Origin of the sequence: Roseobacter fucihabitans, assembly GCF_014337925.2 — a bacterium.
Taxonomy (GTDB): Bacteria; Pseudomonadota; Alphaproteobacteria; order Rhodobacterales; family Rhodobacteraceae; genus Roseobacter; species Roseobacter fucihabitans.
The window spans coordinates 933,044-955,236 of sequence record NZ_CP143423.1 but is presented as its reverse complement, the minus strand read 5'-3'; the positions used below and the strand labels follow the sequence as shown (position 1 = coordinate 955,236).

The 22,193-nt window shown below is 58.3% G+C and carries 19 protein-coding genes and 1 pseudogene; 10 read left to right on the top strand and 10 right to left on the bottom strand.

All coding sequences use genetic code 11. The features are described 5' to 3' along the window. Positions 1-414 precede the first annotated feature (414 nt). Positions 415-861, bottom strand: a complete 447-nt coding sequence (locus ROLI_RS04815) for a hypothetical protein (RefSeq protein WP_187432024.1) — start codon at positions 859-861, stop codon at positions 415-417. A 188-nt stretch (positions 862-1,049) separates the two neighbouring features. Between ROLI_RS04815 and ROLI_RS04810 the strand changes: the two are divergent. The 3 genes and pseudogenes from ROLI_RS04810 to ROLI_RS04800 form a co-directional block, all read left to right on the top strand. Then, positions 1,050-1,830: pseudogene (locus tag ROLI_RS04810) on the top strand (IS3 family transposase); the annotation flags it as partial. Between the two features lie 604 nt (positions 1,831-2,434). Further along, on the top strand, positions 2,435-3,835 hold the full coding sequence (locus ROLI_RS04805; protein ID WP_187430917.1) for a selenium-binding protein SBP56-related protein: 1,401 nt from the start codon (positions 2,435-2,437) through the stop codon (positions 3,833-3,835). Further along, positions 3,836-4,504 carry a hypothetical protein gene (locus ROLI_RS04800; protein WP_187430916.1) on the top strand — a complete coding sequence of 223 codons (669 nt, stop codon included), beginning with the start codon at positions 3,836-3,838 and terminating at the stop codon, positions 4,502-4,504. 107 nt (positions 4,505-4,611) lie between these two features. Here ROLI_RS04800 and ROLI_RS04795 read toward each other — a convergent pair whose 3' ends face one another. After that, positions 4,612-5,505 (bottom strand): LysR family transcriptional regulator, encoded by an 894-nt coding sequence (locus tag ROLI_RS04795; protein ID WP_187430915.1) that lies wholly within the window; start codon positions 5,503-5,505, stop codon positions 4,612-4,614. Between the two features lie 113 nt (positions 5,506-5,618). On the opposite strand from ROLI_RS04795, the gene ROLI_RS04790 reads away from it, so the two are divergent. The 5 genes from ROLI_RS04790 (at position 5,619) to ROLI_RS04770 (ending at position 10,318) form a co-directional block, all read left to right on the top strand. Further along, positions 5,619-5,930, top strand: a complete 312-nt coding sequence (locus ROLI_RS04790; protein WP_187430914.1) for a hypothetical protein — start codon at positions 5,619-5,621, stop codon at positions 5,928-5,930. A 31-nt stretch (positions 5,931-5,961) separates the two neighbouring features. Continuing rightward, the gene (locus ROLI_RS04785; protein WP_187430913.1) at positions 5,962-6,927 is read left to right on the top strand and encodes a glycine betaine ABC transporter substrate-binding protein; all 966 of its coding nucleotides are present in this window, start codon (positions 5,962-5,964) and stop codon (positions 6,925-6,927) included. 75 nt (positions 6,928-7,002) lie between these two features. Beyond that, the gene (locus tag ROLI_RS04780) at positions 7,003-8,058 is read left to right on the top strand and encodes a glycine betaine/L-proline ABC transporter ATP-binding protein (RefSeq protein ID WP_187430912.1); all 1,056 of its coding nucleotides are present in this window, start codon (positions 7,003-7,005) and stop codon (positions 8,056-8,058) included. After that, complete coding sequence (locus ROLI_RS04775; protein ID WP_187430911.1) at positions 8,055-9,596, top strand: proline/glycine betaine ABC transporter permease; 1,542 nt, start codon at positions 8,055-8,057, stop codon at positions 9,594-9,596. Before ROLI_RS04780 ends, ROLI_RS04775 begins: the two co-directional genes overlap by 4 nt. Further along, positions 9,593-10,318, top strand: a complete 726-nt coding sequence (locus ROLI_RS04770) for an alpha/beta fold hydrolase (RefSeq protein WP_187430910.1) — start codon at positions 9,593-9,595, stop codon at positions 10,316-10,318. The genes ROLI_RS04775 and ROLI_RS04770 overlap by 4 nt, the downstream gene beginning before the upstream one ends. 6 nt (positions 10,319-10,324) lie before the next feature. On the opposite strand, the gene ROLI_RS04765 is transcribed toward ROLI_RS04770, so the two are convergent. The 6 genes from ROLI_RS04765 to ROLI_RS04740 are packed head-to-tail and all read right to left on the bottom strand — an operon-like array spanning position 10,325 to position 16,927. Further along, positions 10,325-10,942 carry a glutathione S-transferase gene (locus tag ROLI_RS04765; protein WP_187430909.1) on the bottom strand — a complete coding sequence of 206 codons (618 nt, stop codon included), beginning with the start codon at positions 10,940-10,942 and terminating at the stop codon, positions 10,325-10,327. A gap of 48 nt (positions 10,943-10,990) precedes the next feature. Next, positions 10,991-12,478 (bottom strand): AMP-binding protein, encoded by a 1,488-nt coding sequence (locus ROLI_RS04760; RefSeq protein WP_187430908.1) that lies wholly within the window; start codon positions 12,476-12,478, stop codon positions 10,991-10,993. After that, complete coding sequence (gene sauS, locus ROLI_RS04755; protein WP_187430907.1) at positions 12,475-13,878, bottom strand: acylating sulfoacetaldehyde dehydrogenase; 1,404 nt, start codon at positions 13,876-13,878, stop codon at positions 12,475-12,477. Before sauS ends, ROLI_RS04760 begins: the two co-directional genes overlap by 4 nt. A 59-nt stretch (positions 13,879-13,937) precedes the next feature. Next, entirely contained in the window at positions 13,938-14,906 is a 969-nt protein-coding gene (locus ROLI_RS04750; RefSeq protein WP_187430906.1) for a tripartite tricarboxylate transporter substrate binding protein, read from the bottom strand. A gap of 42 nt (positions 14,907-14,948) precedes the next feature. Continuing rightward, positions 14,949-15,419: a tripartite tricarboxylate transporter TctB family protein gene (locus tag ROLI_RS04745; RefSeq protein ID WP_187430905.1), complete on the bottom strand. Its 471-nt coding sequence runs from the start codon at positions 15,417-15,419 to the stop codon at positions 14,949-14,951. After that, on the bottom strand, positions 15,416-16,927 hold the full coding sequence (locus tag ROLI_RS04740) for a tripartite tricarboxylate transporter permease (RefSeq protein WP_187430904.1): 1,512 nt from the start codon (positions 16,925-16,927) through the stop codon (positions 15,416-15,418). The genes ROLI_RS04745 and ROLI_RS04740 overlap by 4 nt, the downstream gene beginning before the upstream one ends. Positions 16,928-17,046: 119 nt before the next feature. Here ROLI_RS04740 and ROLI_RS04735 point away from each other — a divergent pair, with 119 nt between their 5' ends. Beyond that, positions 17,047-18,069: a LacI family DNA-binding transcriptional regulator gene (locus ROLI_RS04735; RefSeq protein WP_187430903.1), complete on the top strand. Its 1,023-nt coding sequence runs from the start codon at positions 17,047-17,049 to the stop codon at positions 18,067-18,069. A 295-nt stretch (positions 18,070-18,364) separates the two neighbouring features. Here ROLI_RS04735 and ROLI_RS04730 read toward each other — a convergent pair whose 3' ends face one another. Continuing rightward, positions 18,365-19,099: a lysophospholipid acyltransferase family protein gene (locus ROLI_RS04730; RefSeq protein WP_222869590.1), complete on the bottom strand. Its 735-nt coding sequence runs from the start codon at positions 19,097-19,099 to the stop codon at positions 18,365-18,367. A gap of 259 nt (positions 19,100-19,358) precedes the next feature. Here ROLI_RS04730 and ROLI_RS04725 point away from each other — a divergent pair, with 259 nt between their 5' ends. Next, positions 19,359-20,240: an AEC family transporter gene (locus ROLI_RS04725; protein WP_187430901.1), complete on the top strand. Its 882-nt coding sequence runs from the start codon at positions 19,359-19,361 to the stop codon at positions 20,238-20,240. A gap of 52 nt (positions 20,241-20,292) precedes the next feature. Here ROLI_RS04725 and ROLI_RS04720 read toward each other — a convergent pair whose 3' ends face one another. Next, positions 20,293-22,095 (bottom strand): NAD(P)/FAD-dependent oxidoreductase, encoded by a 1,803-nt coding sequence (locus ROLI_RS04720; RefSeq protein ID WP_187430900.1) that lies wholly within the window; start codon positions 22,093-22,095, stop codon positions 20,293-20,295. Positions 22,096-22,193: the final 98 nt, after the last annotated feature.

The window sequence follows — 22,193 nt, the reverse complement described above, 5'->3', positions numbered from 1 at the left end:
CTTGCCATTGCTCACGCCACTTACCCAGAAAATACGAATGTAGAGGTTAATTTGGTTGTTCATCAATTGGTGAAAGCACTTCAAAATAAGAAACTTCACAATCGGCCCAAAGCTGCCGTTTGTGGGTCGCGCAGCATTTGGGATAGCTACCGACTGATCCAGAGACTAGGCCACACTTTATTTTATCATTGGCACCGAACGCACAGGTAACAACTAGTTTCAATTTTGCTTGGATGATCGTGCCAACTTCTTGCATATTCCTATTGCAGGGGGTGCAAGTGGAAGCAGGATACGCTCAAGTAGTGTGTGGTCCGTCATATTGGCTCGTCACCTTTAAACGTAAAGTCTGATGAGCGTCGTAAGAGGGTGCTCATCAGACATATCTTCGGCAAGAATCCCACTTCCATAACCATGCTAGACGGCGTGATACACAGGTTGCAAGCGTTTACGCCTTAAGTAGTGGCTGGTCCGGGCACCCCTCCAGTCAACAAATCCGATATTCTTGCCCAAAATTCCCAATTCGTTTTCAGTAAGTAATTTACCAGGGAAGAGCCGCTTGAAAAGATCGCAACGAAGCTTTGCATCGACAAACGGGCAGCTGATGAAATCGCATAGTAACAGATACGCAGAGCAGTCATCAAAAAATGACGCCTTTGAATTCTCAAGTGTCCATGTGACTAGATCGGCGAGTTCGCCAATTTTCTGGCCACTAGGATTAGGGTCATTTCCGTAGATGAACATAATAGTAATGAAGAAAAAATAACCGATGTCAGACCTAGCTTCCAAATCTCGCAGAATTTCCTGAACAACCGGTTGGTGTGAAAGAAGATCGCTCTGTAGCAAGGCGGCAGAAAGCAGCAAGTTTGAAGTTTCTAGGTCAATATCACCATTCGACGTCTTTTCATATCGGGAAGACAAAAGTTCGCAAATTTCAAATATTAAATAGTCTTGAAATGCGGCATTTTCTAAGTCCGTGAAGTGCGATCGAGCACTATGAATCTCTTCAAGTATTTGGTGCGCGCGATATATGGGACTAACCCTATAGTCCGATGAAAGAGCGTAGAATAATATCCGCACCAACGACTTCAATCGCGCATCTGTCGCGCCGAGGCGATGATGCTGAGCTAAGAGATGCAATCAAACGCGTTTCTCGTGAACGACGTCGGTTTGGGTGCCGCCGCATCCACGTGATGATTGCGCGGGAGGGCTTTGAGGTGAACCACAAGAAAGTGCGGCGCATCTATCGTGAAGAGAGAAGCTTCAGGTGTGTCGCAGGGGTGGCAGGAAGCGCGCGTTGGGAACGAGGAAGCCAATGGCATTGCCCAACGGACCGAACCAGCATTGGTCGTTGGATTTCGTGTCTGACGCGCTGACAGATGGACGTCGGTTTCGCATTTTGGCAGTTGTCGATGGCTTCAGCCGCGAGAACTTGGTGCTGGTGGCCGACACGTCGCTGTCTGGTCAACGGTCGCGCGTGAACTGGATCAGATCATTACTGAACGCGGCATGCCAACGACGATTGTATCGGACAACGGTACCGAGTTCACCAGCATGGCGATCCTCTCAAATGGGTTCAGGATACCGGCATTGACTGGCACTACATCGCGCCCGGAAGGCCCCGGCAGAACGGTTTCATTGAAAGCTTCAACGGCAAGCTGCGCCCCTCTCGTGCATGTAAACATGCACTGCCGGGCAGTGGATGAATGCCTCAACGAAACGCTGTTTGGTGCTTTAGGCGATGCTCGCAAAACGCTCGAAGAATGGCAGGAGGATTACAACTGGCAAAGACCACATTCAGGCTCGGGAAACCTGACCCCGATGGAATTCTCGCACAGAAAGGCGATGGACAAAATGGCCGCCTAACGCCAAAGATCTAACCCAAAGGATTCCGCGCAAAGCCGGATGAGACTTGGGGATCAGGGCACGACCAGCACAACCCTGCCGCGCAGCGACGCCTGCCGTAGCGCGGCAGATCGACAAAATAAACTTGCTTTAAGACCGGACCGGTCGCAGGGTCTCAACAGGCTGTGTCACATGAGAGAGGTGTTTGGTGCAGATTGATCCTTTGATTGCGCGGTTGAAGATCGCGGCTGTCACAAGCAGCCCCGTGACGCGGGACAGGGCGCAAGAGCGATACGAGGATAAGCAGATCGATACCGCTGATTGTATACGGCTCATGCTGCGCGCGCCCTCACACGACATAATCGATGGCACCGCATCAACGCATGAGCTGCGCCGGGATCATCCCCGCTGGGCCAAAAGCAACGCAATCTCTACACACTCAAACTCGGTGACATTCTGATGCGTCACCCCGGCGGTGCCTTCAAGTGCTGCAACACAACAGAGATGCACGAGGCATCTCGCCAAAATGCCTCGGGGGCGGTGCTGAGTACCGCGCACCCTTGAGCCAACAGACTTATAACGGGAGGAAACCATGAACTTACGGCCAGATCCGACGTTTCACGCGTCACCCAAACTCGCCATGCAGGCACCGGTGGAAAACTATGCATTCACCGTCATGCTCAGCCCGGATGGCACCCAATCAGACGGCATCGCCGTGGTAGATGTGAACCCTAAATCAGACACTTACGGGCAGATCGTGCATCAGGTGATCGTCCCCAACAAGGGCGATGAATTTCACCACTTCGGCTGGAATGCCTGCTCCTCCTCGCTCTCACCGCTCACCGGTCACGCGTTCCTGGAGCGCCGTTATCTGATCGTGCCGGGCATCCGGTCCTCGCGGATTTACATTATCGACGTGAAGGATCCGCTGAAAGCCAAGATCCACAAGACCATCGAGCCCGAAGAGATTTTCGCCAAAACCGGTTATTCACGCCCCCACACAATCCACTGCGGCCCGGAAGGCATTTATGTCTCCACCCTTGGCGGCGGTGGCGAGGATGGCACGGATGGCCCCCCCGGCATCTTCATCATGGATTGCGAGACCTTCGAGGTCATCGGGCGCTATGAAATGGATCGCGGCAAGCAGGACAAACACTATGATTTCTGGTGGAATCTGCCGCAAAATTATATGGTCAGCTCTGAATGGGGCCTGCCGCCGCAGTTCGAAAACGGCGTGGTGCCCGAAGACCTTCTGTCCAATAAATACGGCCACTCAATCCATTTCTGGGACCTGCGCGCGCGCAAGAACATCCAGACCATGGACTTTGGTGAGAACTACCAGATGGCGCTGGAAATTCGCCCGGCACATGATCCGACCAAATCCTATGGGTTCTGCGGCGTGGTCGTGGACACCACCAACCTGCAAGGCGCGATCTTCACGTGGTGGCGTGATGACGATGGCGTGTGGCAGTCTAAAAAGACCATCACAATTGATCCCGTTCCCGCAGATGCCGACGACCTGCCAGACCTGTTGAAAGGGTTTGGGGCCGTGCCGCCGCTGGTCACGGATATCGACCTCAGCCTGGATGACAAATATCTCTATGTCGCCTGTTGGGGGCTTGGCGAGATGCACCAATATGATGTCACGGACCCGATGAACCCGGTTCTGGCGGGTAAGGTCGAATTAGGCGGGATCGTTGCCAACCATAAACACCCCAATGGCAAGGATTTCGCCTTTGGACCGCAGATGGTCGAGATCAGCCGCGATGGGAAACGGGTTTACTGGACCAATTCGCTTTATTCCACGTGGGACGATCAATTCTATCCCAACGATGAAGGTGGCCAGATGGTCATGGCGAACGTCGGTGCACAGGGTGGGTTTGAGCTCGACAAGGATTTCTACATCGATTTCCCCAAAGGGCTTCGGGCGCATCAGATCCGGCTTGAAGGGGGCGATTGTTCCACCGACAGTTTTTGTTACCCGTCGGTCTGAATGGTTAGTGAATTAACCTCGGTGGCGGCCCTTTGGTGGGCCGTCATTTTTTCTGGCCTCTATCATGGTCTCAACCCCGGCATGGGCTGGCCACTGGCCGTTTCCGCCGCCTTGATGGAACGCAGCCACCGCGCGCTGCCAAAGGCTTTAGGTTTGCTCGCGCTTGGTCACTTTCTGGCGATGCTGGCGATCCTGTTGCCTTTCTCGCTTATGTTTGTCCTGGTCGAATGGGAGGTGGAAATCCGCGTCGGCGCGGGGCTGCTTGTCATCGCTATGGGGCTCTATCTGACGATCAACCGCCGCCATCCAAGAATCCTCGCGCGCATCCACCCCGCCCGTCTGGCGCTCTGGTCCTTTCTGGCGGCAAATGCGCATGGGGCGGGCCTGATGCTGGTGCCCTTGTTTCTAGGCTTGTGCGGGATTGACGCGGATACCGGTCACAAAGCTGCGGCGGATTTGATGCAGGGCAATATCCTGACCGCCTTCACCGTTGCCTTTGTGCATAGCTTCGCCATGACCGTCGCCGGCGGCATCATCGGGGCGGTCATCTATTTCTGGCTGGGGCTGCGGTTTCTGTCCAAGACCTGGTTCAACCTCGATCTGCTCTGGGCGCTGAGCCTGATCGCGGTGGGCGCTTTCGGCATATATGCGGCACTCTATGGTCATTGACCCCTTATAGCGGTTCGAATTTGACCTCAGGCATCCTACATCGGTTTTTACTTGGAAGGCCCCGGATTTCTGGTGGCAAACACCTTATTTGGTCAAATCCGGTTTCTTTAGACCGCCCGCGCGCTCCATACTTCCAGCAGCGACATTGCGACCGCGTCACGCACATCCGCATAGAGCGCAATTTTCAACTGTTCTTCGCCCAGATGGTGGGCCAGCGAAATCAATTCACCACTTTCGATTTCGCTGAAACTCATCGAATGAGGCAGCCATCCCACACCCATCCCAGCCAGAACCAACTGTTTTATGCCACTTGAGAAAGCAGTTTCACAAAAAGGGTTTTCCGAAAAGGCGCGTGTGGCAAAGGGGCGTCCGGAGGCATTAAGCACCTCCCCAAAATAGCTGTTTTCCGGGTAGATGATTGCGGGCGTGTTGCGCGGCAGGGTCCCATCATCACACAGCGAAGACCGCAAAGCGCCCCCGATCACCGGGACGAGAAAATCATCACCCCAAATCGCGCGACGGATGCGGGGGCCAAAGGGCATCGGACCCACAGTTTCGGATTCGTAACACAGCAACATATTGGCATCCCCGCGCAGAAACATCGTCACACAATCGCGCAGGTTTCCCGGTCGCAGACGGAATTTCAACGCGGGGAACTTTTGTTGTGCGTGCAGGGCCATATCGGGAAAGACCGAAAACACCGGCGCATGTTGCGCGGCCAGGGACACCGTTGAACTGGCCGGATCGAAATGCGCAATCTTGCTGCGCAAATCCCGGATGCGGGCGATCAGAGCGCGCAATTCTGGTTCATTCGCGTGCAATGCCGGGCTGATCTCCACTGAATTTGCGCCCCGCTGCAACACATCCGTGCCCAGCCACCCCTCAAAGCTACGGATGCGGCGCGAAAAGGCAGGTTGAGTGATGTGGCGACGCATTGCCGCGCGGCTCATATTACCCTCCTCCAGCAAGACCAACACATCATCCAGCCATTTCAAGTCCATCCAAATTCTCCTGCTTAGGCATACTTTATGTATGACTGGCCGAACCAAAAAGCACTATTTATCTTTACGACCCTATGGCAGGCTATGGCTCGTGCTTCTGGAGGACCACGCCCGTGATCGAGACCAAATCGGAAACGCCCTCTGGCGATATCCGGATCAAACAGTTGCCGACCAAAAGAAATTCTACCAGGTCAGTCAACCGCCTGGCGGGCAACGTTACGAAACAGCCCGTGAAATCACGTGTACGCAGCAGGGGCATTTCGTTTGATTGCGCCCCTTCTGGCAGGGCACTTGGCAGCATGTTGGACATCACCCGACAGAGAGATTTCGCCGGTATGAAAACCGCCCTATCTCGAAAGCCCGGCGGGTGCGTGGCGCTTTTCGACGATCGCGAGAAAGGCGATCTGCACGATCAAACAACATAAAAATAAAAAATCACCAACAAGGAGACACAACATGTCATTGAAAAAGACCCTTCTATCCGCAACCACCGCGCTTGCCCTGCTGAGCGCGCCCGCCTTCGCCTCTGAGGAGGTCAAAATCGGCGTGCCGTCCTGGACGGGCGCACAGGCCATCGCGCATCTGCTTGCGGCGGTGGTTGAGATGCGCATCGGCGGCACCGCGGAGATGGTGCCCGGCAATAACGCCACGATCTTTCAGGCGATGGATCAGGGCAAGGGCGACATTGATGTGCACCCCGATGTCTGGTTACCGAACCAGCAGAGCTTTACCCAGAAATACGTGGACGGTGCGGGCACTGTGACGCTCTCCTCCAACCCCTATCAAGGCAATCAGGGCTTCTGCGTCAGCCAGGATTTCGCCAAAGCCAACAGCATTACCGACATCGCCGATCTGGGGCGCCCGGACGTAGCGGCTTTGATGGACAGCGATGGCAATGGCAAAGGCGAGATGTGGATCGGCGCACCCGGTTGGGCCTCGGCCAACGTCAATGAGGTCAAGGTGCGCGATTATGGTTTGCTCGATTTCGTCGAGCCGGTGCGCGCTGAAGAAAGCGTGAAAACGGCGCGGGTCAAGGATTCCATCGCCAAGGGCGAAGGCTATGCGTTCTATTGCTATAAACCGCATGCGATCTGGTATCAGTTCGACGTTGAAATGCTGAGCGAACCCACGTTTGATGAAGCAAAATATGTCATGGTCCAACCCTCCGATGACCCGGATTGGTACGAAAAATCCAATGTCGCCACCAAGGACGCTTTGAAAGAAGTACAAATTGCATGGTCCAACTCTTTGGCAGACCGCTCACCGGCCATTGCCGAGTTCTTTGAGCGCTTTTCCCTGACAGCCGATGACGTCAGCAACTTTGCCTTTGAGATCAGCGGCAATGGTCGTGACCCGGCCGAGGTTGCTCGCGAATGGGTCGAAGCGAACCCTGAGCGCGTTGACGGTTGGTTGGGTCTCTGATCGAACTCATTTAACGGCCGGGCGCAACAACGCCCGGCCGTTCCCCACAAGCGATATGCCAAGGGATGGACCGTCATGAGCGATGACACCGTTATCGAAATTTCAAACGTCTGGAAGATTTTTGGGGCCGATCCCGAAGCCGCCCTGCGCGCCATTCACGAAGAGGGGCTGAGCAAGGCAGAGGTGCTTGCCCAGCACAACGCTGTCGTCGGCGTGGCCGATGTGAGCCTGTCGGTCAATCGCGGTGAAATCTTCTGCATCATGGGGCTGTCAGGCAGTGGCAAATCCACGCTGGTGCGCCATTTCAACCGGTTACTGGAACCCACTGCAGGCAAGATCGAGATCGAGGGCGTCGATGTGATGGGCCTTAGCCCGAAGGAGTTGCAGACCTTTCGCAACCGCAAGATCGGCATGGTGTTTCAGAACTTTGCGCTGATGCCGCACCGCTCGGTGCTCGACAACGTCGCGATGCCGCTGGAAATCCGTCAGATCAGCAAGAACGAACGGATGCGCCAGGCCGCTGCGATCCTGGATATCGTCGAGCTCGGGGCCTGGGGCGCGAAATTCGCCCATGAACTCTCAGGCGGTATGCAACAACGTGTGGGGCTCGCGCGCGCCCTGGCGGCCAACCCGGATGTGTTGCTGATGGATGAACCGTTTAGTGCGCTCGATCCGCTGATCCGCCGCCAGTTACAGGATGAGTTTATCCGCCTGTCCAAGATCCTGAAAAAGACCACGATTTTCATCACCCACGATCTGGATGAGGCCGTGCGCATTGGGGATCGCATCGCCATCATGCGCGACGGCAAGCTGGTCCAGACCGGCACCGCCGAGCAAATCGTGATGCACCCCGCTGATGATTACGTGGCCGAATTCGTGGCCGGGATTTCGCGCCTCAAGGTGGTGCGCGCCCATGCGGTCATGCAGGACATTCAGGAGTTCATCAAAAAGCGTGGACCCATTGCGGCGGATGCCCCGCGGGTGAATGAAGGCGAAACACTGAGCACATTGATCAACCTCGCGATTGATAACGAAAGCCCGATCCTGGTCGAGGATCAGGGCAAAGACATCGGCGTGATTTCACGCGCCGACATCCTGCGCACAGTTGTCGAAGGGACGGAAATGTCATGAATGACGCCACGCAAAACCCGCTGGAAGCCACCGATAGCGAGAGCGCGCGCGCCTATGCCGCCGAGCGCAAGAAGAACATCGAAACCTTCGTGCGCACGCACCCCGACTACTATATCGCGCAGTTTGACAAGATCGGGGCCAGTGCGCGCTTCACCGCGACCTTCAACGCCATGGCCGGGCTGTTTGGGCCGATCTGGTTTGGTGCGCGCGGCCTGTGGTCCTGGGCCTTGCCGTTTTTGATCATCGAAGCGCTTGCCTTTGTGCAGATATCGCGCGGGTTGTTCGGCGATCTGGCCGCAGATGCGCGCGACCGCATCGCCTCCATCGAGGGGACGTTGGAGCTGAGACAACAACAGCTTGCCGCCGCCATCGAAACCGGGTCGGATAAAATCGACGTTTACCAACGCACTGTGGACTCGCTGGAGGCCGCCATCGGGGGCATCCGCGCAGAGGCCGACATTCTGGCCGGACAGGGCGTCTCGATCGCGCTGACCGGGCTGGCCATTCTGATCGCCGTCAAAGCGGTGCAGGCGACGGTTGCCAATTGGGCGCTGGAGGCGCGGTTCTCCGACTGGCTTTCGGATCGCACCATCCGCTCTGGCCTGCCGGTGCCACAGATCGTCTTTAGCGCGATCTTTATGGTGCTGATCGTGCTGGCCGCAACGCTGCACTACGCGCTGCCGGGGCGGTTTGCGCTGCTGACCGACTTCCCGACCAACCCCGAATACCGCCTCAACAGCATCGCTTGGGTGGAATCCTTCTTTGCTTATGCGGTGGCCAATGGCGATGCGCTCTTTGACCTCATCACCTATGGGATCCGCATGATCCTCGACGCGCTGGAACTGGTTTTCGTCAGCACCCCGTGGATCGTGATTGCCAGCCTGATCATCCTGCTGACATGGCTAACGGCGGGCATCCGCATGGCCATCTGGTCGGGGGCATTCCTGTCCTACATGGGGCTTCTGGGCTTTTGGGAAAAGGCCATGACGACGCTGGCATTGCTTGGCACGGCGGCCTGCCTGTCGATCCTGATCGGCATCCCGCTGGGCATGTTCTGCGCGCGCCGTCCGCGGTTTTATTCCTTCATCCAGCCGATCATGGATTTCATGCAGACCATGCCCGCCTTTGTGTTCATGATCCCGGTGATTGCGTTTTTCGGTACCGGCAAACCCGCCGCTGTTGTCACCACGATGATCTTTGGCGGCACGCCTGTGGTGCGCCTCACGGTGCTTGGCCTGCGCGGCGTGCCCGAAAGCGTGCGCGAGGCGGCGGTCTCCTTCGGGGCCAGCAAATGGTATCTGCTCACGCGGGTTGATCTGCCGCTGGCCAGCCCCTCAATCCGCGCCGGGATCAACCAGACGATCATGCTCTCACTCGCCATGGTGGTTGTCGCCTCGCTGATCGGGGCCAAGGGTCTGGGCGAAGACGTGCTTGAGGCGTTGCAATACGCCAACGTCGGTCAGGGCATCCTGGCCGGTTTCGCGATCCTCTTCTGCGCGATGATCCTGGATCGCATCGTACAGGGTCAGCGCAAATGAACCCGCTCGTTCTGGTCCATGGCTTCATGGGTGGGAGTGCGCAGTGGGAGTTGCAACGCAAAGCCTTCGAGCAGCACAGCAACGTCATTGCCGTCGATCTGCCGGGGTTTGGGCGCAATAACGATGCCCCTGCGCTGAGCAGCATTCCCGATATGGCCGATTGGGTCATCGCCCATCTGGACGCACAGGGCGTCGGTCAATTCGACCTGATAGGACATTCCATGGGCGGCATGATCGTGCAGCAAATGGCCCATCATGTGCCAGACCGCATAGACCGCCTGATCCTTTATAGCACCGGCGCAATCGGCGTCTTGCCGGGGCGGTTCGAGACCATCGAAGAAAGCAAGCAGCGCGGGCTTGACGACGGGATCCCAAAGACCGCGCGCCGCATTGCCGCCACGTGGTTTTTGAACGGGTCAGCGGCGACGGAATACGAGGCCTGCGCCACCATCGCGCAGCAGACTGCACCAGAAGCCTTCACCGGAGGGCTTGACGCCATGCAAAGCTGGTCCGGCGCGGATCACCTCGCCGCGATACAGGCGCAAACCCTCGTTCTGTGGGGGGACGGTGATCGCACCTACCCCTGGTCACAAATCGAACGGCTCTGGGCTAGTATCCCGGACGCGCAGCTTGCCGTTCTGCCCAATTGCGCCCATGCGGTGCATCTAGAAAAACCGTTTCTTTTTAATCAGATCGTGCTGGATTATCTGACCAGGCGTTAAGGAAAATCACGGAAAACGGACGCCGGACGCGCCCGCCTCCCATGTTGGATATTTCACCATGATCGCGGCAAAGCGCTCAGAGTCGAGAAACCGGTCCAGCCATCGTTGCAAAGCGGGCCAGTCCTGCGCATCAAACCAGGCTTTGTCAATGAAGGCGAATTGGCGCACGAACGGCAGGATCGCATAGTCCGCCAGTGATGGCCCCTCAAAAAGCCACTCCCCAATCTGCGCGTCCAACGTCTTCATAAAATCACTGGCGCGCCCACGCGCGGCCAACGGATCATCCTGCGGAAACCTCGTGGCATATTTGCTCCGGTCCAGCGCCTGTTTAAACGGCCCATCCGCCTCGCGGATCAGATCGAAGCCCGCCTCTGGCATTGTCAACCACCCATCGGGATCATGCCGGCGCAAGGCCCAGATCATGATGTCGAGGCTTTCGTCAATCACGCCATCCTGCGTGACCAGACAGGGCACCGTAGCGCTTTGCGACACCTCCAAGAAAGCGGCAGGTTTGTCACGTAACAGGATTTCGCGCAATTCCACTTCCGTGTCGCTCGCCGCCAAAGCAAGCCGCGCCCGCATCGCGTAGGGACAGCGACGAAAGGAATAGAGGATCGGTGTCATGCCCGCATATCTGCCACGGCCCACGCTGGCACACAATCGCGACCTGCGTCACACCAGATCAGGCAGCTTCATGCGTTGGATCTTGCCCGAGGCGCCTTTGGGCAATTCGGCAAGAAAATGTACCTGCTCGGGTGATTTGAACGCGCCCAGACGCTCGATACAGATTTCCACGAGCATCTGCCCCGTCACCCCCGACCCTTCCTTGACGCGCACCGCCGCCTCGATGCGCTCGCCGTAGGTCTTGCAGGGGCGCGCAAAAGCTGCCGCCTCAACGACGTCACCATGCGAATAAAGCGCCTCGTCGATCTCACGCGGGGCGATGTTTTCACCCCCCTTGATGATCAACTCCTTGAGCCGCCCCGTCACAAACAGATACCCATCTACGTCCTTGCGCCCCAAATCACCGGTCAGGAGCCACGCGCCAGCGAAACTCTCGCGCGTCGCCTCCGGGTTCTTGAGGTATCCCGCCATGACATTGGGACCGCGCACAGCGATTTCGCCCTCGGTGCCCACTGGGCAAACCTGCCCCCCCCGGCTGAGGATTTCCACCTCATTGCCAAATGCCACGCCCGGCGAACCGATCTTGCGCACCCCCGGCGGCAAGGGGTTGGAGAGGATCTGCGCCGCCGTTTCCGTCAAGCCCATGGTTTCCACAATCGCTACGCCAAATCGCTTTTCAAAGGCGCGTTGCACATCCGGGGCAAGCGGCGCGGAGGCCGAGCGACCAAAGCGCAAGCGCCCCTGCGTGTCGGGGTCCGGCGTACCATCCCCATGCAACAGATGCGATATGATCGTGGGCACGACCGAAAACCAGGTGACCTTGAAATCGCGCGCCTGGTCCCAGAATTGTCCAGCCGAAAACCGGGCGCACATCGCCACCGATCCGCCCGAAACCAGCGGGGCCATCATCGTCACACAAAGCCCATTGATGTGGCACATCGGCAAGACACAAAGCGCGCGATCCTGCGGCGTCAATTCATGCGCGATGGCCGTGGTCCAGCCCCCCGCGAGCAGGCTGGCGTGGGTATGCACGACGCCCTTGGGCCGCCCGGTGGTACCGGAGGTATACATGAGCAGCGCCGCGTCATCCGCACCCAGATCATGCAGATCGTTTTGGGCGGGCTGCGCTGCGGGATCGAACCGGCGCAGGGTGTGCGGGCGCGTCGCCTCGAACAGGTCGGCCACGCTGTCATGGACCAGCGCCAGTTTCGCCTCCGAATGCTCCAGCGCATATGAAATCGCGGATTTACCCGCTGCCAGATTGATCAGCGTCGCGCGAAAGCCCCCGTAAAGCGCTCCGAACACGGCAAGCACGCCCGCCCGCCCATTGGGATGCAGAATCGCGACGCTTTCGCCCTTCTGCGCCCCCTGCGCGGTCAGCGCCATCGCGACGCTGCGGGCCTCGTGCTGTAGCTGCGCCCAATCCAGCGGCGCGGCACCATCGGCAAAAACATAGGCCGTACCGCGTTGCGCCGCGCGCGCATCAATCCAGTCCCGCACCGTTCCGGCGGGGGACGCATCACGCCGTAATTTCATTGCCCGGCGACCTTCCAGTAGTCTGCGAAAATATCCTCGGGCTTTGGCTCGCGAGGCGGGATTTCACGAATGATCTTGGTGGTTTGCAGGAAGTGTTTCCAGTGGACGTTATCATCGATGGAATTGCCGCCCCATGTCCCGCAGCCCATAGAAAGCGAAAACGGCATGCCGTTGTTAAACGCACCGCCGGTCGCAAAGCAATGCGCCTGGTTGACGATCACGCGGCAGGTCGGCAGGGCGGTGCCAAGGTGCAACGCGCGGTCCGCATGCGCCGAGTGCAAGCCTACGGAATGACCCGCCCCCTGATGCGCCAGAATCTGATCGGTGATCTGCACCGCATGATCAAAATCCCGCGCCCGGTAGAGCGCCGCGACACGCGATAGCTTTTCACCCGACAGCGGATGATCGGGACCGATGCCGCTGGTCTCAACGGCAATGAATTCAGTGTCCGGCGGGACTTGTCCTTCAAGGCCAAGGGCCGCGATCATCTTATCGGCGTCCTGCGCGATGACGGAGCGGTTGAGATGCCCATCAGGCCATAATTTGGCGACAATGGCGGCCTCATCCTTGATCAAAGCCCCGCCCACCTTTTCCAGCGCCAAAACGAAAGCGTCATAGATCGCATCCACCACAACCAGCGCATTTTCTGACGAGCAGGAGGTGGCATTATCAAAGGTCTTGGAGGCGGTGATCTTCTGCGCCGCCGCCGCAAGATCGCAGGTCTCATCCACAATCACGGTGACATTACCCGCCCCCACGGCCAGCGCCGGGGTGCCGGAGGTATAGGCGCGTTTGACGTTATTTTGCGAGCCGGTCACGACGATCAGATCGCTGATCTCCAGCAAGCGTTGGGTCTTTTCTTTACTGCCCGCACCGGGCACCATCTGCACCAGATCGTGGTCCTCGCCGATCTTGTCAAATTCGTCGTGGATATATGCGATCAGCGTTTCACAGGCCGGCACGCCCTTGGGCGAGGGCGAAAGCACAATCGCATTGCCGCATTTGAGCGCATTGATGATGTTATTGGCTGGCGTAGCTGCCGGGTTGGTGGAGGGCACCACGGCTCCGATCACACCCATGGGGCGGGCGATTTCGATAATCCCGCTCTGCGCGTCATCGCGGATGACACCGAAGGTTTTCGCCTGCGAAATGTCGCGCATCAGACCCAGCGTCTTGCGGTGGTTCTTGGTGATCTTATCGGCCACATTGCCAAGGCCGGTGGTCTGCACCGCCAGTTCCGCCAGATGACGGTTGCGCGCAGGCTCCATGAGCGCCCAGGCAGCGGCTTGTGCTGCGCGGTCATAGCGCAATTGCGATCCGTTTTTCTCATAGGCCAGCTGCGCTTTTCGCGCCCGCGCCATGATGAGATCAACCTGTGACAGATCGTCCTGAACGTTCATTTTCAATATCCTTCTGGTGGATAAAACCCTGCGCTCAAAACGGAACGCAGGGTTTGTTTTCAAAGACCTGCGAGCAGTTCTTTAAGTGTCACTTCACGTGCGGCCCACATCTCAAGGACCTCCGCGCGGTTCATCACACGCATCGGCGAGCCGCCCGCTTTCATCTTGCCACTCACGCGCCCATTCTCAAACATCGCGGGCACGGTTTCGGCCAGTTTGTCGATAATGCCCTGCGGTGTGCCTTTGGGCACCATGATACCGCGAAAATTAACCGACGCATTGTCCACTTCGAGGCCACTTTCCATCATCGTGGGCACATCGGGCAGGAATTCGTTGCGCTCCAGATCCGCCACGGCGAGGATTTTCACATTGCCTGCCTCGCGCGCGCGAAAAGCATCCGACAGGTTGTTGATGCCCGCCAGTACATCGCCCGCAATCACGGCTTTCATCGCCGCCGCACCGCCGCCCTTGGTGGGGATATAGGCGATTTTCATGTCACCGGCTTTTTCCATCTGAAGTGCGGCGATGTGGTGACCCACGAACAGCCCTGCACCGGATGTGGTCAGCTTGCCGGGATTGGCCTTGGCGAATTCAACAACGTCCTGCAAGGTATTGAATTCACTGTCTGTACCAACAACCAAAACCGCTGGATCAGCACCCCAATTGGCAATTGGCTCAAAAGATTCCGTGCTGTATTGAACGCCGCCCTTGATTGATTGGGCAATGAAATGCGGCACGTTATAGGCCCCCAGCGTATAGCCATCCGCCTCTGCCTGTGAGGCAAGCCAGTTCCAACCGACACGCCCCCCCGCGCCCGGCTTATTCAGGATCGCCACCGGCATCCCGAGCGCGTCCTCATTTCCGGCGGTCATCGTCACGATGCGCGCCTGAAAATCCGTGGCCCCACCCGCGCCATAGCTGACCATCATCATGATCGGGCGTTCGGGGTAATTGGCATGGCCATCCGCCAAAACGGACGTGCCCAGCCCCATCAGCGCCACTGCGGCACCTGCAAGTAATCTCTTCATGGTTCTTCCTCCCTTATGATGTCCCTGCCGCGTTGGCGCGGTTCAGAACAGAATTTCGCGCGGTGTGAAAACCTTCAATAACAGCGCGAAAAGACCGTACATCACAGCGATGAAACCAGCCGTGATGATGATGCGTTTGAGCCATGATTTCAGCGCCGTATGAGGTGCGGGATCATAAAGGCTCAATAAAATGAAAAAGGCGATTGCGGTGGCGGTGTAAAACCCCAACCCCTTGGCCATCCAGAAGATATAGACCAGTGCCACGATCAGACCGGGCGCGAGGTTCCTGAACTGCGTGACGGTGATTCCATTGCCCACCTTGGTCCAGCCCATGCAAGCCTTGAAAAAGGTCCACAACGCCAGGATCACAAAGACCGTGGCGATCAGCCGTGGGAACAGGAAGGCCTCGGAGGGTTGCTGGGTATAGCTGACGTAGGTGACCCAGACCCCGACCGCCGCGACAAGCCCAGAACCGATGATATGTTGAACGCGGGGCAGGTTGAGATCACTCATGCCATGATCTCCTCTTTGGAGGTATACCGCCGCGCGCGCAGTTCCATGTAGATGGAATAGAGGATCGATGCGATGACCACCGCGATCAGGAAAAGGTTCAGCGCGCCGCCCAAGAAATAAGGGGCCAACCCGTCAGTCGCCGTGGCGATCATGCTGCCCTGAATGAAATTGGATTCTGCGATGGGTCCAAGGATTAGCCCCAGCACCAAAGGGGCGGCGGAAAAGCCGAAGCGTTCGAGAAAATACATCATCACACCAAGGCTCGCCATGACATAAACGTCCCCCATGCTCGATTGCACCGAATAGCTGCCGAAAACGGCCAACCCCAGCACGATAGCAGCCATGACGCTTTGGGGTACGGTTGCGATGCGCGCCGCCAGACCGGCCACATAGAGGCCGAAGATGCACATCAGAACCTGCCCGATCAGCATCGAATTGATGAAGGTCCAGGCCACATCGGGGTGGTTGTCAAACAGATCCGAGCCGGGGAAGATGCCATGGATCAGCAAGCCGCCCAGCAGCACCGCCGCCGTGGGGGAGCCGGGGATCGACAGGGTCAGCAAGGGCACCAGCGAGGGGCCGACCATGGCGTTATTGGCCGATTCCGCCGCGATCAGCCCTTCGGGATGGCCGGTGCCGAATTTCTCCCGCTCGGGGCTGAATTTCTTGGACTGGTCATAGGCGACAAGCCCGGCAATCTGGCCGCCCACACCGGGGATCAGACCGATGATCGACCCGGTGAGCGTGCCGATGCCCATGGCGCGCTTGCTGCGCATCAATTCCCGCACGGCCCCGCCGATGGGGTGTTTTTCGACCTTGATGACCTCTGCATCCTCGCGAAGGCGGCCCTTAGCAAACATCGTGATCACCTGCGGGATGGCAAACAGGCCGATCAGTGCGGCGATGATGTTGATGCCACCGCCCAGGGAGGGGTGAAAGATGAACCGTTGCGCGCCCATGATGTCGTCAAACCCGATGGTGGCCAGCCACAGCCCAATGCAGCCCGACAACAACCCCTTGACCACGGAGGCGGAATCCAGCGTCCCGATGACCGTGACGCCCAAGATCGCCAGCCAAAAGAGATGGCTCGGCCCAAAGGCCAGCGCCCATTGCGCCAGCACCGGTGTGAGGAAGATGAGCAGCAGGACCCCAAAAACACCGCCCACAGCGGAGGAGAGGAAAGAGAGTTGCAAGGCCTTGGCCCCCTGCCCCTTTTGCGCCATGGCATGGCCGTCCAGCGTCGTGGCGATATTGGCCGGTGCGCCCGGGATCTTGAGCAGAATGGCCGAAACCGCCCCCCCGGCCACGGTCGAGGTATAGGCGGCACCCAGCAGGATCAGCCCCTGTGTCGCCTCCAGTTGAAAGGTAAAGGGAATGAGCAGCGCCACCGCCATCGTCGGCGACAAGCCCGGCGTGGCACCCAGGATCAACCCACCGATGGTGCCCACCAGCAAAAGCGCAAAGTTCACCGGGGTGAAAACATCGCCAAAATAAAAGATGAACTCCAAGTGCCTCTCCCTTGAGTTGACCCTTGTCAGGTCGCATCCGAATTTGATTGACGTTTTAGGGTAATCAATGAAAATAGTTTTGCAAATGTTTTCATTTTTTACCCACAAAGGCTGGATAAATGCCTGATATAAATAACCAAAAAGTCGATATATTCGCTGTTGCAAAAGCTGCCAAAACCTCCATCTCAACCGTCTCGCGCAGCTTCAACCATCCGCAAAAAGTCAAACCCGCGACTCGCAAACGGATCGACCGGGCTGTGCGCAAACTCGGCTATATCCGCAACCGGGCGGCGCAAACGATGCATGGCATCCGCTCGGGCACCATCGGGTTGATCGTCCCGACGATCGATCATGCGATCTTTTCGGAGCTGATGCAGGCTTTTGCCCGCTCGGTGGAGGATCATGGGTTTTCGATGTTGGTCGCCCCGCATGGCTATGATCTGGAGAAGGAATACGCCAGCGCGCGCAAATTCCTGGAACACCGGGTCGATGGCATCGCGCTGATCGGGCAGGAGCATTCTGAGGAAACCTATCATCTGTTGGAAAGCAACCGAACCCCTGCGATTTCGATCTGGAACTATGACGCCGCGTCGCGCCTGTCCTGCGTCGGGGCGGATAACGTGGCGGCGGGGCGTTTGGCGGCGCAATGCCTGCTGGACCACGGGCATCGCGACATCGGGCTGATGTTTCCGCCGCTCGCAGGCAATGACCGCGGCGCGGGTCGTCATGCAGGTGTAAGGCAAACCCTTGAAAGGGCTGGAATTTCTCTACGCCCGGAGTGGGTCGTGGAAAGCCCCTATAGCCTGTCAGAGGCCAAGCGACATGCGATCGACATGTTACGCAGGCCGGATCGGCCTTCGGCGATCCTATGTGGCAATGACGTGCTGGCCGTGGGAACGATCTACGCCGCGCAAAGCATCGGGCTCAATGTGCCGCGCGATGTTTCGGTCATGGGCATTGGGGATTTCAAGGGATCAGAAGACATGCATCCCGCACTGAGCACAGTGCGCCTGCCCGCTAAGAAAATAGGGCATCTGGCGGGGGATATTCTGGCGGTGTCGGTGATTGAAGGACACACAAGGACAACGCGCGTGAACTGCCCGATCAGCCTCAAACTGCGCAACAGCTGCGCCGCCATCTGATCCGGGCTCCTGCATCCCAACGGGCGGCACATAACGGCGGCTTCCCATGGCATTTTGTGCGGCACAGGTCTTTGCGAATGCCGTCGCGGGCATGCATGAGCTGATCTCGATAAGCCCCCAGTCACGCGCATCCATCGAGAGCATGACCGCGCGGCGGGCCGTTGCTCTGAGCGGCGGGGTTGCGGACACCGGGTCACGGGCAAAAAGGAACACGTTGCAGGGATCACGGTTTTCCGGCGCGATGCCCCCGCTGATGCCGCGCGCTTTGCCGGACCAGGTTGCGCGCCAACACCCCCTAAAGACCAGGCACCGTACCCTCGAACACAGAGCGCATGGCTGCGTGCAACCGGTTGACATCCTCTTGCACGCTGTCTGCCCTGTCGCAGTGGAACGCCTCAAGCACTTCGATCCGGATCACGCCCGCCTTGGGCAGCACCCTGTCGCGCGGCAAAAGATCATCCGCATCCATGATGACGATAGGCCGGATGCTGCGTCCTGTTGCTCGCGCGATCAGCACTGCACCAGGTTTGAAATCGCCCATTTCTCGGCCCCCAGCGCGGGTGCCTTCGGGAAAGAGCAAAAGCGAGCGGCGTACGGGCATCTCCTGCACCGCCCGTGTCATCGTTTCCAAGGCCAGTTTACCACTCTTTCGGTCGATCTCTACCAGACCGGCTCCGGCAAAGCCCCGCCTGAGCAGAAAGGAGTCGAACAATTCCTTCTTGCCACCGAAGGTGAACCATTTCTGATCCGGGATCACATCCATCAGCGCGAACCCGTCCAGATGGCTGCGATGATTGACCACAATTATGCTGTTTTCATCGCCCGCCAGAGCCGCACGCGCCGCGGCGCTTGTGTCACAGCGGATGCTGAGCAACCACAACATCCGCGAACAGGCGCGTTTCACTCTCCGCCAGAACCAGCCGCGAAACCCAGCCCGCGCCCGACACATCGGGGCCAGAAAAGCGATATAAATGAAATAGATCGGCCCAAGCAGCACAAGCAGGCCCAGCCGGGCCCATTGGATCGCCATCATCATCACTCCCCCGAAGACCCTGCACCAAAAGGAGATGTAACGCAGATCCATTCCCCGAGGTAACGTAGAGTATAAAACCGCCGTGCTCGCAAGCGGCCTGCCTCTTTTAACGCATCAGCACTCAGCGATACGACACAGATTTAGGGCTGTTCTGAAGGGGTCACGCAGGAAACGCGCATAATCCTGTTGGATCGGTTTCACCTTCGCTTTAGGCAGGACAACGATACACCCGTGACCCCGAAAAAGGCACACCCTCTTGGACCTCACGCTCAAAGTCATCGAAATCACCGCGCCGGTGTTCCTGCTCGCCGCCATCGGATTTGTCTGGGTCAAGCTGGGCTTTGAATACCGCGTTCAATTCGTGACGCGCCTATCTATGACGCTGGCCGTTCCGGCGTTGATTTTCGTGGCCCTGATGGAGACCGAAATCCCCGCCGAGGATCTCTCCCGCATCAGCCTCGCCGCGATCGCCGGTTATACGCTCGCCTCGCTTTTGGCTTGGGCGCTGGTGGTGATCACGCGGTTGGACTTGCGCACCTATCTGACCCCGATCGTCATGGGCAACACCGGCAATATCGGCCTGCCGCTGGCGTTTTTCGCCTATGGGGACGAGGGCTTGGGCTATGCGGTCGTGGTCTTTGCGGTTTCCGCGATCTATGCCTTCACGGTCGGCGTCTGGCTGGTGTCGCGCTCCAATTCACCGCTGGCGATGTTCAAGGAACCGATGGTCGGGGCGACACTATTGGGCGCGCTGTTCCTCTGGCAAAGCTGGCAAACGCCACTTGTGGTGACCAATACGCTGTCGCTGCTGGGGCAAATGGCGATCCCGCTGATGCTGATCACGCTGGGCGTGGCGGTCGCGCGTCTGACACCTGACAACCTCGGGCGCTCGCTCTGGATCGCGCTGGTGAAACTGGCCCTCTGTGCAGGTCTGGCTTGGGGCATCGCGACTTGGTTCGCGCTGCCCGATGTCGCCTTTGGCATCCTGGTGCTGCAATTGGCCGCCCCTGCCGCGGTCACCAGCTATATGATCGCTGAAAAATACGGGGCGGATGCGCAGGCGGTGGCCGGGCTGGTGGTGGTCTCCACGCTGCTCGCTGTTTTATCGCTGCCAGTTCTGCTGGGGTTGGTGCTCTAGGCCCCTTCCCCGCGCGCAAAACCCCGGCGGCCTGAACCGCCGGGGCGTAACATCACCGACCGAGGTGATGTGATTCCTGAAGCTCATAAACCGGCGTCGCGATTCCCTCCATCCGGGCCTTGATCTGCAAGGACAGGTACTGCGAATAATGGCGCGACTGGTGCAGATTGCCGCCGTGCATCCACAGCGCCTCCTGCTGGGTCGGCTTCCACATATTGCGCTGCTCGCCTTCCCAGGGACCGGGATCCTTGGGTGTGTCCGAGCCGAGGCCCCAACATTTACCGACCTTATCCGCCGTGTCCTGATCAATCAGATCGGCAATCCAGCCGTTCATCGACCCATATCCGGTCGCATAGACGATCAGATCCGCCTCCAGCTTGCTGCCATCCTCAAACATCACACCGTCCTCGACGATTTCCGCGACCTGTCCCGCCTTGAGTTTGATGGACCCATCAATCACCAATTGGCTGGCGCCCACATCGATGTAATAGCCCGACCCACGGCGCAGGTATTTCATGAACAGACCGGAGCCATCCGCGCCCCAATCCAGCTGAAACCCTGCCTTTTCAAGCCCGGCATAGAACTCCGCATCTACCTCTTTGATCTTCTCATAGACCGGAATCTGGAATTCATGCAGGATCTTATAAGGCAGCGAGGCAAAGATCATATCCGCCTTCTGCGTGGTCATGCCCGCCTCGACCGCGCGTTCGGAATAAAGATCGCCCAGGCCATATTCCATCAAGGGCTCCGAGCGCACGATATGGGTGGTCGAGCGCTGCACCATCGTCACATCCACCCCCGCTTCCCAGAGGGCGGCACAGATGTCATGGGCGGAATTATTCGACCCGATCACCACGGCCTTTTTGCCAGCGTAAGCGTCAGGTCCGGGGTGTTTTGAGGAATGATGCTGATCGCCCTTGAAGTTCTCCATGCCCGGAAAATTCGGCACATTGGCCTTGCCCGACATGCCGGTGGCCATGACCAATTGCTTGGGGCGCAGGGTGATTTCCTTACCCTCGCGCTCCACCACAACGCTCCATTCCTTGGTGGTCTCGTCGAATTTGGCGGATTTACAGGTGGTGCGGGTCCAGTAATTGAGGTCCATGACCTTGGTATACATTTCCAGCCAGTCACCGATCTTATCCTTGGGCGCAAACACCGGCCAATTGGGCGGAAACGGCATGTAAGGCAAGTGATCATACCAGACCGGATCATGCAGGCAGAGCGATTTATAGCGATTGCGCCAGCTGTCCCCCGCCTTCTCGTTCTTTTCGATGATGATCGTGGGCACGCCCAATTGCCGCAACCGCGCCCCCAGCGCGATGCCGCCCTGACCGCCGCCGATGATCACCGTATAGGGCTGCGTCGTGTGGCCAAGTTCCGCGATCTCCTTGTCGCGCTCCTCGCGCCAGCTCAATCGGCCTTTGCCCGATCCGTGCTTGGCTCCCAGCGGGCGTTCATAGCCGAGTGGCTCCTCATGGCCTTTGAGTTCGGTCATCGACGTCAACAAGGTCCAGATCAGCCCGTCCTTGATGCGGATCAGCCCATAGCCCCGCGACACATCGGTTTCAAAGGTGATCCAGGCGGTGGTGATACCGCCATCATGGGTGGCCACCTCGCCCGGCGCGATCTGCCAGTTGGCGGGTTTGACCGCCGCCATTTGTGTGTTGAGCATGTCCCGCACGGCGTCGGGGCCTTCCATCGTGCGCAGGTTCCAGGTGAAAGACACCAGGTCGCGCCAATAGGAATCGCTCTGAAACAATGCGACGGCGGTATCGACGTCACCGCGGCTCAGCGCCTCCCCGAGACTGTCCAGAACCCCCTGCACCTCTGCGTCATGTGTTGCATCAAGCATTTTTCTCTCCTCCCTATTTGATCAAAACGTCGCCCGCGAGAGCGCCTTTGCATATCGGGCGGGCACAGATTTGCTGCGCTGCCGCGTCGAAAACCCTA